Below are 12,483 nucleotides of genomic sequence, written 5' to 3'. Positions count from 1 at the left end.
TTTTGTTTATTCTAGTACAGAGGGTGTTTTTTACACAGATCTGCTACTTTTTCACGGAGACCTGACAGATCTTCATCTCTATGAGTAATGGCATAGTCAAAATATTCAACCATCGTTCTGATATCCTCTTCTTTGAATCCTCTGGTTGTGACCGCCGCGCAGCCCATTCTCAGACCTGAAGTAATGAACGGACTTCTTGTTTCAAACGGAATGGTATTCTTGTTCGTTGTAATTCCTATGGTATCCAGAAGCTTTTCAGCATCTTTTCCTGTAATGTCCTTATTGTTCAGGTCCACCAGAATCAGGTGATTGTCTGTTCCACCGGAAACCAGTCTGTATCCTCTTTTTACAAGTTCTTCACCAAGGGTCTTTGTGTTCTTCAGCACCTGTTCCATATATGCTTTAAAATCAGGACTCATGGCTTCCTTGAAGCAGACGGCCTTAGCGGCGATGATGTGCTCCAGGGGTCCACCCTGCATGCCTGGGAATACGGATTTATCCACAGCTTTGGCATGTTCGGCTTTGCAGAGGATTGCTCCGCCTCTTGGGCCTCTTAATGTCTTATGGGTTGTTGTGGTCACAAAATCAGCAAATGGTACAGGACTTGGATGATGCCCCGTTGCAATCAGCCCTGCAATGTGCGCCATATCAACCATAAAGTATGCGCCGACTTCTTTTGCAATCTCGGAAATCTTTTCAAAATCGATCTGCCTTGGATAGGCCGATGCTCCGGCAACAATCATTTTCGGTTTTTCTTCTATGGCCATTTCTCTTAATCTGTCGTAATTTATGGTTTCAGTTTCCTTGTCCACTCCATAGGAAACGAAGTTATACAGTTTTCCTGAGAAGTTTACAGGACTTCCGTGAGTTAAATGTCCACCATGGGAAAGGTCCATTCCAAGAATCTTGTCACCTGGTTCTAGAACTGCCATGTATACTGCCATATTGGCCTGTGAACCCGAGTGAGGCTGAACATTGGCATGATCTGCATGAAAGAGTTCTTTCATTCTTTCAATGGCTAAAGTTTCCACCTTGTCAACCACATGACATCCGCCGTAGTATCTTTTATTCGGATATCCTTCTGCATATTTATTGGTCAGAGCTGTGCCCATGGCTTCCATTACTGCCTTTGAAGTGAAGTTTTCAGAAGCGATAAGTTCGATGTTATACTCCTGTCTTCTTTCTTCCTCTTCAACGAGTGCGAAAATTTCCTTATCCTGTTCTTTAAGATACTTACTGTCCATTTTTACCCCCTATTATTAAACACGTGACAATTTTCAGTTTATCTATACTTAATAATCATAGCAATCCGAAGACATTTTGTACATTGAAAACCTCATATATAAGCGAGAATTATCATCCTCACAGATAACCGCCAGTTTATGTAATGGTTTTCTCTGTTATACCCTATAATTACTAATGATTTATTTACTCCAGCAAAAGAAACTTCATTTTTTATGGCGAAAGAAATCTTCTGAATAGACATGATAACGTTACCTTAAGGTTTCAGCCTATTTCAATAAACAGCAGCTTACTTTATAATATAGTAGGATAATACTACTTGAATGGGAGAATTTTGAATGGACAACAGAAGATTAATCAAGCTCGCCACTCTGGCGGGACAGATCATCCTGGAATCAGGCGGCGAAATCTATAGAGTTGAGGATACCATTACGATGATTCTCAAGTCTTATGACATCAGAGACGCGGAAAGCTTCGTGACACCTACAGGAATAATGGTTTCTCTTACCGACAACGACGGGAACGTCATTTCTCTTATTCACAGAGTATCAAAGAGTACCGTGGATCTTGAAAAAGTATCTCTTGTGAACTCTCTCTCCAGACAGCTTATGGAGAACCCTCTGCCGCTTAATGAGCTGGAATATTCTCTGAATGAGATTTCTGCAAAGGAACCCTATTCAATAGGTTTTCAGCTGATCATGGCAGCTATGTGCGGTTTTTCTTTCACTATGCTCTTCGGAGGCAGTCTCATCGATGCCATCGTCTCCCTTGTAATCGGAATTTTTGTCAGACTGCTCCAGCTGGCAACGAGAGAGGTCAAACTGAACGGCATCTTCACGAACATCATCGGAGGTGCATTGGTCGCTGTTCTGATGACCATATTTACCCATATTATACCGTATGAAACAAATGCGGATATCATCATTATCGGCTCCATCATGCTCCTCGTACCAGGCATCGCATTTACAAATGCCATCAGGGATACCCTTATGGGAGATTACCTCTCAGGCGTTTCAAAAGGCATGGAAGCTTTCCTTATTGCTGTCGGAATCGCCATAGGTGCAGGTACCGCACTTTCTATAATGGGAGGTTTATAAGATGCTGCTGCAGATCATCATGGCTTATATAGCCTCACTCAGTTTTGCTTTTATTTTTAACCTGAACCGGAAGACTGCTCTTATGTCTGCCATCGGCGGCTCCATCGGGTGGCTTTTCTACAGTCTGGGACTACATTACTTCAACGATGTTAATACCGCCTATTTTCTTGGTGCTGTCGCCCTCTCCTATTATGGGGAAGTCATGGCCAGAAAAACAAGAACACCGGTGACCAGCTATATCACCCCAGCCCTTATTCCTCTCGTTCCAGGAAGCGGACTTTACCAGACCATGCTTCAGTCCCTTGAGGGCAATTACAACGGCGCACTTCGTGAAGGAATCACCACACTTATGGCATCAGGCGGTCTTGCCATCGGTATCCTAATGGTATTTACACTGATCAAAATTTATTATCTGATAAAAAGGAGAGTATTACGTGAAGCGAACTAAACTGGTATACGGCAACCGGAATGAAGATATCGAAGCCAAGGTTCAGGAAACCATGCGGAAATATCATATCAGACAGGAAGATGTCATAGAAATCAGATACTCTGAAAAGGACAGCACAAAAAATGCGCTGATCATATACAACAGCAGATAACAGGAGGAATCACACTTTGAACAACATCAATACGATACTATTCGATCTGGACGGCACACTGCTGTCCATCAATATGAACGACTTTGAAACCATCTACTATAAGAGTCTGTCAGAATCTTTCAAGGACCTCATCGCACCCGAAGAATTCATGAAAATCCTTTATCATTCTGTTGTGACCATGGTGAAAAACACTGAGCACAGAACAAATGAAGATGTATTTATGGAAGCGATGAAAAATCATGTTGAAGGGGATCTGGAGAAATATGAAAGGATCTTTAAGACATACTATGAATCCGGTTTCAGTGTTCTAAGGGATGCTGTGCTTGATACTAAGGAAATGCAGACCGCAACAGCAATTCTTAAAGAGAAAGGATATGAGCTTGTCATCGCCACAAATCCTCTGTTCCCGAAATCAGCTATAGATCAGAGAATTGAATGGTCAGGCATCAACCGCGACCACTTCTCCTATGTGAGCTATTTCGAAACCAATCATTACTGTAAGCCCAACATCCAGTATTATCAGGAAATTCTGGAGAATATCGGCAAAGATCCTTCAGAATGCATGATGGTGGGAAATGACGCTCTTGAAGATCTTATTGCGGGCAGACTGGGGATCAGGACCTACCTCATAACCGATCACCTTCTGAACAGAAACAACGTGGAAATCATAGCCGATCATGTAGGCACTTATCATGATTTTCTCGATTTCGCACAGAAGATGCCCACACTCAATCAATAATCATCATAAAAAAGCAAGATGCCCTTTAAACAGGCACCTTGCTCTTTTTTGGGTTTATTAATGTGTAGCTTATCTTTTGTTGACGAAACTCAGTATCCATAGCAGGATCAATGCACCTGCGATAGAAACGATGAAGCTCCAGATATTGAGACCTGTTGCTGGCCCTAGACCTAATAGACCTGCAACCCATCCACCGATAAATGCACCGATGATACCTACTATGATATTGGCTAGTAGTCCCATCTTAGCATCTTTGCCTGCGATCATGCTGGCAATCCAACCGGATAATCCACCAAGGATCAGCCATACGATAATATTGCTTACTTCTGGCATATAATATACCTCCTATAAATATTATTTGAACTTAAGGATTAGTTCTTGGGCTTATTATAACTTTTACTTCTCCGCATCGTCAACGGCTACAGCCCTTTATTCTCAACTGTTCTCACAATGTTTTAGGTATTGATTTATTTATATCAGACTATTCATATTATTTAAAGATAAGCCATACTTTCATAACAGGTCATTTACAATCTATATATATCCAGTACACGTTTAGCTAAAGTCTTTTTCTATTTTCTCTGACATTTTTGTTCTATTCGGAGTAGATTCAGAATAAAACAGACTAAAGACGAGAAAGGTCGACAAGATGAAAACCGTATAGATCAGAATAAAGGAAAGAGATAATCCGTCAGAAGATCCTATTAGGCTTCGGAACAGAACAGTCGGATTCAGAATATCCCAGCTGTTGAATCTGAGAAAGCGTCCGATGTAAATCCCTACACTGGACAGAAGTGAGATCAGAAACACATATAGGAATCTTTTTGCCCCTCTTCTTTTCGGATCAGCCATATCAAGAAACACTCTGGATGATTCCAGTGCTGCCAGAAGCGCATAAAAGGCGCCGAGACTGATGATCAGAAGTCTTGCCCATAAATATGGATCCATAGTATATCTCATTCCGCTTTGTCCCGAATAAGGCTCTACAGGTATGACCCAGATCATGGGATGATTTGTGATATGAATGAAATCCGTGATCATATAAAAGGCGTTGGGGAGAAAGAGTATCCAAAGGAGCATAAAAGCACCTCTCATCCATGATTTATCCGTTTTTTTCGCCTGAATGATCATAATGAGCGGCACCGTGGCAAGCATCACGTTCCAGATCAGCATGAGATAAAGAAAATCTCTTTCTTTCCAGAACATTAATACACTGAGACCCCCATAAACTATAATAAACATCAGTATCTTCCAGTAATTTCTCATTTTTATGTCCCCCTGACTGAATATATTGTTCTTGTTGATAGCTGTACATTTAATTATCATATCGAATATCTGAAAAACCATCCGTAAAATAAAAGCAGGTATCTCACCTGCTTTCACATTAACCTGATTATTTGTTTGTATCGATGAATTTCCAGCCGTTCTTGAAATAGTCCCATCCGGACAGTATGGTGAAGAACACCGCCACATACATGGCTACCGGCGGGAATATGGTGAAGAATGAATCAAGAAACGGTGCACTCTGGAAAAGATTCATCAGGTACTCTTCCTGAGTGGAAATCAGTTTGATCAGCATGGAGATGATTGCAACAATCTGGGTTGTGGTTTTGATTTTTCCCCATATGCTCGCAGCGATAACAACATTCTCGCTCGCTGCAATTGTTCGAAGACCTGATACCGCAAATTCTCTTGCTATGATCACTACTGCAATCCAAGCTCCGATAAGGTTGAACTCCACAAGTGCGATAAGCGCCGATGTGACCAGCAGCTTATCTGCCAGGGGATCCATAAACTTCCCAAAATTCGTAATGAGGTTGTCCCTTCTTGCGATCTTTCCGTCTAAATGGTCAGTATATGCCGCTATAATAAATACTATAGTTGCAAGGGTGACATTGTAGGGGATTTCCTTGACCGATACAAGAACCAGAAAAACCGGGACCAGAATAACTCTAAATAACGTCAGTTTATTTGGTAAATTCATAATATCCACTCCAAACACAAGTTTTCTCATTTATTTTTTGATTAGTCTCTGGATGCCTATCCAGTTTAATTTTTATATTCATATCTTCTCACATTATTCCCGTTTTAACAAGAACTACTCATTATCCAGATCATATTCATTTATGAGGACTTGTCTGGGTTTAGAGCCATCTCGTCCCGAAATCACGCCTCGTTCTTCAAGTTCATCCATGATCCTTGCTGCACGGTTATATCCTATACGCATCTTTCTCTGCAGAAAGGATGTTGAAGCCTGCTGGTTTTCTACGACCACCCTGACCGCTTCAAGATAAAGCTCATCGCCGTCCTCAGCTTCTCCTGACTCATTTCTTCCCTTTTCGATATGATTAAGGATTTCTTCATCATAGGAAAGCTGATCTTTGTTTACCTTGATTCTGGAAACAATAGCTTCCACTTCTTCTTCAGAGATGAAAGCACCCTGAATTCTTTTCGGCTTCTGTTCACCCACAGGATAGTAAAGCATATCACCTTTACCCAGAAGCTTTTCAGCCCCGCCTGAATCCAGAATGGTTCTGGAATCGATAGCGGAGGAAACAGCAAAGGAAATTCTGGATGGGATGTTCGCTTTGATTACACCTGTGATGACGTCAACAGAAGGTCTCTGTGTGGCGATGACAAGATGCATACCTGCAGCTCTTGCCATCTGAGCAAGCCTTGCGATATAATCTTCCACTTCATTTGCAGAAACCATCATAAGATCCGCAAGCTCATCAACAATGATGACAACATAGGGGAGGCTCTGCAGTTCTTTCTTCTTTTTGCAGAGATCGTTGAATCCCTCAATGTTTCTCACACCGTACTCAGCAAAGGACTGATATCGTCTCGTCATTTCATTGACTGCCCAGTTAAGTGCACCTGCAGCCTTCTTTGGGTCTGTCACGACAGGAATAAGAAGATGCGGTATGCCGTTATAGACATTCAGCTCGACGACCTTAGGATCTACCATAAGCAGCCTGACATGTTCCGGATCATATTTGTAGAGTATGGAAATGATGAGAGAATTGATGCACACACTCTTACCTGAACCGGTGGCTCCGGCTATGAGCACATGAGGCATCTTAGACAGATCGCCGATGATTGCTTCTCCTGAAATATCCTTACCAAGAGCGACTGAGATTTTGCTTGTGCTCCTCTGGAACTTCGAGTCTTCAATAACTTCTCTCAGATACACAGGTGTAGTCTCTTTGTTCGGTATCTCAATGCCAACCGCCGCTTTCCCAGGAATCGGCGCCTCTATTCTTACCCCTCTGGCTGCAAGCGCCAGTGCGATGTCATCAGACAGATTGACGATTCTTGACACCTTCACCCCTGCCTTTGGCTGCAGTTCATAACGGGTCACTGAAGGACCTTTGGACACATTGATCACTCTGGCTTCAACCCCGAATGACATGAGTGTCTCTTCAAGCTTCTTCGCATTTTCTATGATTTCATTTCGGTCTTCATTTGCAAGCATTCCTTTGATGTTCTGTTTCAGAAGAGCAATCTCCGGGAATTCATACTGCGGTTTTTCAAATTCTTCAAGACCGATCTGATTTCCTTCGATCTTGTCGTTGTCGCCAGTCACTTCTCTTCTCTTTTCCTCAGTGATCAGCGGCTTTTCAGGTTTCTTCTGAGGCTGATTTTCCTCCACTGTTTTTCCAGCTGTTTCCGGTTGAGATTCAGCCGGTTCAGGTTTAACGATTTCCGCATTTTTCCCGATGATTCGGATCTCTCTGGACAGATCATCTTCCTTCGACAGCACTCTTTCAAGTCCGTCATTCTCATCCAGATCGAGATTGACAAAGGGGGATCTGGTTTCCTTCACAGCTGGTGCTGGAATATGTGACTGAACAGGATCCTGATTTGCTTCTGTATGATTCATCATATCAAGAATCTTCAGCTTATCCTGAATCTTCTTCTCCTCCGGATCATCCTTCTTCAGTTCTTTAAGCGCCTGAGCTTCCTCTCTCTTCACCGCAATTTTAGAAGAAGCATCAAGTCTCGCCTGATTGCTCTTTCGCAGCATATCATAGATGGTTGTATTAAAAACAAGAATGATTCCAACCACATAAAGACATCCGGCAATAATGTAGGTTCCAAGAGGACCCAGAAGTCTGTAAAACGGTACTGCAATAGACAGACCCAGTATTCCTCCATGATTGATGTCGTTGATGTTCATCAGATTCTTGAGGGTCACCATAAAACCTTCTCTGTGCACGGACTCCATCCGGTTAAGAGAAAGAAGCATCGCCGTTGTGACCACCATCAGAAGGAATCCATAAGTCTTCTTGTTTGAGAAGATCCACGGTCTTCTTATGATGAGTGCTGTACCCATAAGGAGAAAAATAAAGGGAAAGATATAGGACATGGTTCCGAGTATGGCAACAAGAACCTCTTTTATGGATTCTCCAAGGATGCCTACACTTCCCGAAATCATCGAAATAAGCGAAAAAATACCCAGGCCCAGAAAGGCAAGACCAATCAGTTCCTGATAAAAATATTTTCTTTTTTCGTCTACTGTTTTAACTACCGTTTTTCCGCGTGTTCTTTTCTCCGCAGTTTTCGCTGCAGGTCTTTTAGCGGCGGAAGTAGGTTTTTTCGTTCCTGATGCTGACCCGCTTCTTTTTACAGGGGCCTTTTTATTACTGGCTGTTTCTTTCAAGAAAACTACCTCCACAATCTCTCTAGATTCGATATCATCTATATTCTATCACATTCTGCAAGTCATTTAAAATGATTCGGAAACTGGGAAGTCGTGAAAATCGTTGACAATATTTATCCTTATGCTACTATTATGTTATACGATATATCGTTACACATAATAAAGGAGGTTTTCTCATGTCCTATACAGGCGGTCCCATGACTGAAGCCATGTACTATGTCCTACTCACTCTGATGTACCCAAATCACGGTTATCAGCTCATGCAGGAGATCAGCGAGATTTCGGGGGGGAGAGTCAAGATGGGTCCAGGAACCCTGTACGGCCTTCTAAACCGCATAGAAGAGGAAGGTCTCATTGCCAAAGAAAGTGATGACGGCAGAAGGAAAACCTACAGAATCACCCTTTACGGAAAAGAGCAGCTCTACAAAGAATATGAGAGGCTGCACAAAATGATATCAGATGGAAAAATTATTGGTGAATGGAGGTCTGGCAATGATAAATAAGTTCACATACAGACCAACACTGCTTACACCGTATGACTTTGAAAAAATCGAAAAATGGCTGGAGGCCCAGTCAGAAAAAGGACTGCATCTTTCAAAGTTCGGTCAGTTTTTTATACGCTTTAAGCGTGGAGAACCTGAGACGCGAACCTACAAGATAGAATATTTTGATGAGTTATCAAATGAAGAAAGATTGAATTTCTATTCAGATTCAGGCTGGTATTATGCATCGAAACTCCAAGGCGGCACACACATTCTCTATGCGATGAAAGATGAGGATTATATCCCTCTTCATACAGACCCTATAGAAGAAAGCATCCAGCTGAAGAAAATCATCCGGATCTTTAACAGAAGAACACTATATCTCTCCCTTATCTCCCTGTTTATGATCCTTGTGAAGATTGCTTTAATTAACAGTTATGATGGTCTTGGATCATTTCTTGTGAAAAATGTGACTGGTAATGATATCTTCTGGATTCTCTACCCTCTGTTCCTGATGCTCATTCCCCTGTCTCACAAAAGAAAAGTATTAAAGAAAATCAGGGAACTTGAAACCGGATCACACCGTAAAGAGAAAGGAGACAATTGGAAACGGACACGCCTCATAAACGGATTTTTAGTCGCATTCTATTTTCTTGCAATGACTTTTTTTCTGACCTGGCCGCCCGGTGATGAGATAATTTACTTACAAGGTGGCAGATATGTGACAAATGAAGAATATTACACCAGACTCCCCCTTCTTTCATTGGCGGATCTTCGGGAACCTGCTGAAGTAGATGGATACTTCAGCTCTCGGCGCACTTTACTCGCCCATGATATTCATCAGGCCATTTCCTACTCGACTGATGAAAAAGAGGATGAGGTGCCCGAGGAAACCCTTACTTCAGAACTGTATATCTTAAAACTGACAGTGCTTGCAGGAAAACTGGCGGATGAAATGATGGAGACAGACGGCCTATCTTCGTGGAGAGAGATAGATTCAGAGATTCCCGAAAAGCTCTATATCCGAAGTGACGGAGATGGGAAGGAGCTCATTGCTTCACACGATAATCTTGTAATAAATTTATTCTACCGAGGTGCAAGAAGCCAAGAAGAAGTGATTGATTCGATTACTGAGAAATTCAGCAGTTACTACGACAATTAAGGAGGTTATATTATGGCAAAAGAAGACGACCGCTTCATCAAGACATTCAGTCAGGGAAAACTGAACGTGACTGAAATATGGGTGGACAGGGAAACTGGTGTCAACTACCTATACCGTATGTCCGGCTATTCAGGCGGCCTAACAGTAATGGTGGACCAGAATGGAAAACCAATCGTGACACCGGTATCCACTTATCCCTACTAGCACAAAACCCTATGCCTCGGCATAGGGTTTTGTCATTCTTCAATAATGTATTTAAGATAATTCATCTCAAAAAATGGGATAGCATAAGCTATCCCATAATGATTATTCTTCTGTCTTTTCAGCCTTTTCTTTCTTTTCCATATCCATGAGTGCATCTCTTCTTGAAAGGTTGATTCTACCCTGCTGGTCAATTTCAGTAACCTTAACCAGGATTTCATCGCCCACTTCAACAACATCTTCCACTTTTTCCACTCTCTTGACATCGAGCTTGGAGATATGAACAAGACCTTCCTTGTTAGGCAGGATCTCAACGAAAGCACCAAATGGCATGATCTTGATGACCTTACCAAGATAGATTTCGCCTGGCACAACTTCCTTGACGATTCCTTCGATGATGGCCATGGCTTTCTTGACCATGTCAATATCCGGACCACCAACAAACACTTTACCTGTATCGTCGATATCGATTTTAACGCCAGTCTCAGCGATGATCTTGTTGATGACCTTACCGCCTGAACCGATGACGTCTCTGATCTTGTCAGGGTTGATGTTCAGTGTATAGATCTTAGGAGCATACTGTGAAACTTCAGGTCTTGCTTCTTTCAGTGCGCCATCCATAACACCAAGGATTTCCATTCTTGCAGTCTTGGCATCCATAATGGATTTTCTGATACATGCTGGTGAAAGTCCGGCAATTTTGGTGTCTACCTGAATCGCTGTGATACCTTCTGAAGTTCCTGCAACCTTGAAGTCCATGTCGCCGAAGAAATCTTCAACGCCCTGAATATCTGTAACAACTTCTTCCATGGAAAGATCATCTGTTGTGAACAGACCCATTGCAATACCTGCAACTGATCTCTTAAGCGGAACACCCGCATCAAGAAGTGCCAGTGTGGACGCACATACAGAAGCCTGTGATGTGGAACCGTTTGAGGACAGAATCTCAGATACTACTCTGATGGTGTATGGGAATGTTTCTTCATCAGGAATGACAGGTTCAAGAGCTTTCTCAGCTAACGCGCCATGTCCGATTTCTCTTCTTCCTGGTCCTCTCATCGGTCTTGTTTCACCTACTGAGTATGATGGGAAGTTATAATGGTGAATATAACGCTTGCTCTCTTCTTCACTCACACCGTCAAGGATCTGAATGTCTCCGATTGCACCAAGTGTTGTAACCGCCATAACCTGTGTTGATCCTCTTGTGAAGATTCCTGAGCCATGTGTTCTAGGAAGGATTGCCACTTCGGCAGAAAGATCTCTGATCTGATCAAATCTTCTTCCGTCGATTCTCTTATGTTCAAGAATCGCCATGTCTCTTACAGTTTCTTTCTGAAGCATGTAGAGTGTCTCTGCGATATCGCTCTTGCCTTCGGGATATTTTTCTCCGAAAGCTTCCTGGACCTTAGTTTTCACCTCGTCCATCTTGGCGCCTCTTTCAGATTTATCCACGATATGCATAGCTTCAGCGACCATTTCTCCTGCAAATGCACGAACTTCGGTCTCAATATTCTGATCCAGTGTGTAAAGTACCGGTTCCTTCTTTTCCTTACCATAAGCTGCAGTAATCTCTTTCTGCATCTTTATGATCGGCTGACAGGCATTGAATCCGAAATCGATAGCAGAAATCATTGTCTCTTCATCAATTTCCTTGGCGCCTGCTTCAATCATCATCACTCTGTCTTCAGTAGCACATACTGTAAGTGTCAGTGAGCTGGCTTCTCTTTCCTTTGATGTAGGGTTAAGGACAAACTCTCCGTCAACATATCCGACCATAACCGCAGCAAGTGGGGTTGTGTATGGAATTGAGGAAATGAGCAGCGCGAATGTCGCTGCATTGATTGCCAGAATTTCCGGCAGATTGTCGTTTTCTACAGAAAGCACAGTACAGACAACCTGTACGTCATTTCTGAATCCCTTAGGGAATAACGGTCTTAAAGGTCTGTCGATCGCTCTTCCAGAAAGGATGGCCTTCTCGGAAGGTCTTCCTTCTCTTTTGATGAAGCCTCCTGGAATCTTACCTACTGCATACATCTTTTCTTCGTAATCCACTGCAAGCGGGAAGAAGTCTATACCGTCTCTTGGTTTTTCTGATGCATTGGCATTAACCATGACCACTGTATCTCCATAATTCATGAAGATCGCAGCATCAGAAAGCATTCCTCTTTCTCCGAACTCGATACCGAAATTTCTTCCAGCTACTTGAATTTCCTGTTTAATTTGCATTGATTCATCTCCTTTTTTTTCGCCTTCATAAGCGTTCAGAGATTTCATGAGATTCCTGTATCCGATAGATTT

General features: G+C 42.4%; 13 protein-coding genes. 7 read left to right on the top strand and 6 right to left on the bottom strand.

The annotated features are described in order from the left end of the window. Positions 1-11: 11 nt before the first annotated feature. Positions 12-1,244, bottom strand: a complete 1,233-nt coding sequence (glyA, locus tag RTX25_RS02730) for a serine hydroxymethyltransferase (RefSeq protein ID WP_312650161.1) — start codon at positions 1,242-1,244, stop codon at positions 12-14. A 336-nt stretch (positions 1,245-1,580) separates the two neighbouring features. Here glyA and RTX25_RS02725 point away from each other — a divergent pair, with 336 nt between their 5' ends. The 4 genes from RTX25_RS02725 to RTX25_RS02710 are packed head-to-tail and all read left to right on the top strand — an operon-like array spanning position 1,581 to position 3,677. Beyond that, positions 1,581-2,339, top strand: coding sequence for a threonine/serine exporter family protein (locus RTX25_RS02725; protein WP_312650158.1), 759 nt, complete (start codon positions 1,581-1,583; stop codon positions 2,337-2,339). 1 nt (position 2,340) lies between these two features. Next, positions 2,341-2,787 (top strand): threonine/serine exporter family protein, encoded by a 447-nt coding sequence (locus tag RTX25_RS02720; protein WP_312650156.1) that lies wholly within the window; start codon positions 2,341-2,343, stop codon positions 2,785-2,787. After that, complete coding sequence (locus tag RTX25_RS02715) at positions 2,774-2,938, top strand: hypothetical protein (protein WP_312650153.1); 165 nt, start codon at positions 2,774-2,776, stop codon at positions 2,936-2,938. The genes RTX25_RS02720 and RTX25_RS02715 overlap by 14 nt, the downstream gene beginning before the upstream one ends. Positions 2,939-2,954: 16 nt before the next feature. Beyond that, positions 2,955-3,677, top strand: coding sequence for an HAD family hydrolase (locus RTX25_RS02710; RefSeq protein ID WP_312650151.1), 723 nt, complete (start codon positions 2,955-2,957; stop codon positions 3,675-3,677). 69 nt (positions 3,678-3,746) lie between these two features. Here the strand turns inward: RTX25_RS02710 and RTX25_RS02705 are convergent, their stop codons facing one another. The 4 genes from RTX25_RS02705 to RTX25_RS02690 all read right to left on the bottom strand — a co-directional run bounded on the left by RTX25_RS02705 (position 3,747) and on the right by RTX25_RS02690 (position 8,340). After that, positions 3,747-4,010, bottom strand: coding sequence for a GlsB/YeaQ/YmgE family stress response membrane protein (locus tag RTX25_RS02705; RefSeq protein WP_312650148.1), 264 nt, complete (start codon positions 4,008-4,010; stop codon positions 3,747-3,749). A 222-nt stretch (positions 4,011-4,232) separates the two neighbouring features. After that, positions 4,233-4,943 (bottom strand): DUF1361 domain-containing protein, encoded by a 711-nt coding sequence (locus RTX25_RS02700; protein ID WP_312650147.1) that lies wholly within the window; start codon positions 4,941-4,943, stop codon positions 4,233-4,235. Between the two features lie 127 nt (positions 4,944-5,070). Then, entirely contained in the window at positions 5,071-5,661 is a 591-nt protein-coding gene (gene pgsA / locus RTX25_RS02695; protein WP_312650144.1) for a CDP-diacylglycerol--glycerol-3-phosphate 3-phosphatidyltransferase, read from the bottom strand. 114 nt (positions 5,662-5,775) lie between these two features. Beyond that, on the bottom strand, positions 5,776-8,340 hold the full coding sequence (locus tag RTX25_RS02690; protein WP_312650142.1) for a DNA translocase FtsK: 2,565 nt from the start codon (positions 8,338-8,340) through the stop codon (positions 5,776-5,778). A 176-nt stretch (positions 8,341-8,516) separates the two neighbouring features. Between RTX25_RS02690 and RTX25_RS02685 the strand changes: the two genes are divergently transcribed. Genes RTX25_RS02685 through RTX25_RS02675 form a run of 3 tightly spaced genes read left to right on the top strand, consistent with a single transcriptional unit; the run spans position 8,517 to position 10,188 of the window. Continuing rightward, positions 8,517-8,843, top strand: a complete 327-nt coding sequence (locus RTX25_RS02685; protein WP_312650139.1) for a PadR family transcriptional regulator — start codon at positions 8,517-8,519, stop codon at positions 8,841-8,843. Next, positions 8,833-9,984, top strand: coding sequence for a DUF2812 domain-containing protein (locus RTX25_RS02680; RefSeq protein WP_312650137.1), 1,152 nt, complete (start codon positions 8,833-8,835; stop codon positions 9,982-9,984). Before RTX25_RS02685 ends, RTX25_RS02680 begins: the two co-directional genes overlap by 11 nt. Before the next feature lie 12 nt (positions 9,985-9,996). Next, a complete protein-coding gene (locus tag RTX25_RS02675; RefSeq protein WP_312650135.1) occupies positions 9,997-10,188 on the top strand; it encodes a DUF6440 family protein in 192 nt (63 codons plus the stop codon). A gap of 102 nt (positions 10,189-10,290) precedes the next feature. Here the strand turns inward: RTX25_RS02675 and RTX25_RS02670 are convergent, their stop codons facing one another. Beyond that, on the bottom strand, positions 10,291-12,411 hold the full coding sequence (locus RTX25_RS02670) for a polyribonucleotide nucleotidyltransferase (RefSeq protein ID WP_312650133.1): 2,121 nt from the start codon (positions 12,409-12,411) through the stop codon (positions 10,291-10,293). Positions 12,412-12,483: the final 72 nt, after the last annotated feature.

Origin of the sequence: Proteiniclasticum sp. (genome assembly GCF_032054185.1) — a bacterium.
Classification (GTDB): Bacteria; Bacillota; Clostridia; order Clostridiales; family Clostridiaceae; genus Proteiniclasticum.
Note: the sequence above shows the minus strand (reverse complement) of the source record. Positions and strands in the feature narration are given on the sequence as shown.

What these genes read in the sequence shown, in the direction of transcription:
- RTX25_RS02725 (WP_312650158.1), top strand. Translation starts at nt 1,581, where the DNA reads ATGGACAACAGAAGATTAATCAAGCTCGCCACTCTGGCGGGACAGATC.
- pgsA (WP_312650144.1), bottom strand. Translation starts at nt 5,661, where the DNA reads ATGAATTTACCAAATAAACTGACGTTATTTAGAGTTATTCTGGTCCCG.
- RTX25_RS02675 (WP_312650135.1), top strand. Translation starts at nt 9,997, where the DNA reads ATGGCAAAAGAAGACGACCGCTTCATCAAGACATTCAGTCAGGGAAAA.
- RTX25_RS02685 (WP_312650139.1), top strand. Translation starts at nt 8,517, where the DNA reads ATGTCCTATACAGGCGGTCCCATGACTGAAGCCATGTACTATGTCCTA.
- RTX25_RS02700 (WP_312650147.1), bottom strand. Translation starts at nt 4,943, where the DNA reads ATGAGAAATTACTGGAAGATACTGATGTTTATTATAGTTTATGGGGGT.
- RTX25_RS02720 (WP_312650156.1), top strand. Translation starts at nt 2,341, where the DNA reads ATGCTGCTGCAGATCATCATGGCTTATATAGCCTCACTCAGTTTTGCT.
- glyA (WP_312650161.1), bottom strand. Translation starts at nt 1,244, where the DNA reads ATGGACAGTAAGTATCTTAAAGAACAGGATAAGGAAATTTTCGCACTC.
- RTX25_RS02705 (WP_312650148.1), bottom strand. Translation starts at nt 4,010, where the DNA reads ATGCCAGAAGTAAGCAATATTATCGTATGGCTGATCCTTGGTGGATTA.
- RTX25_RS02670 (WP_312650133.1), bottom strand. Translation starts at nt 12,411, where the DNA reads ATGCAAATTAAACAGGAAATTCAAGTAGCTGGAAGAAATTTCGGTATC.
- RTX25_RS02680 (WP_312650137.1), top strand. Translation starts at nt 8,833, where the DNA reads ATGATAAATAAGTTCACATACAGACCAACACTGCTTACACCGTATGAC.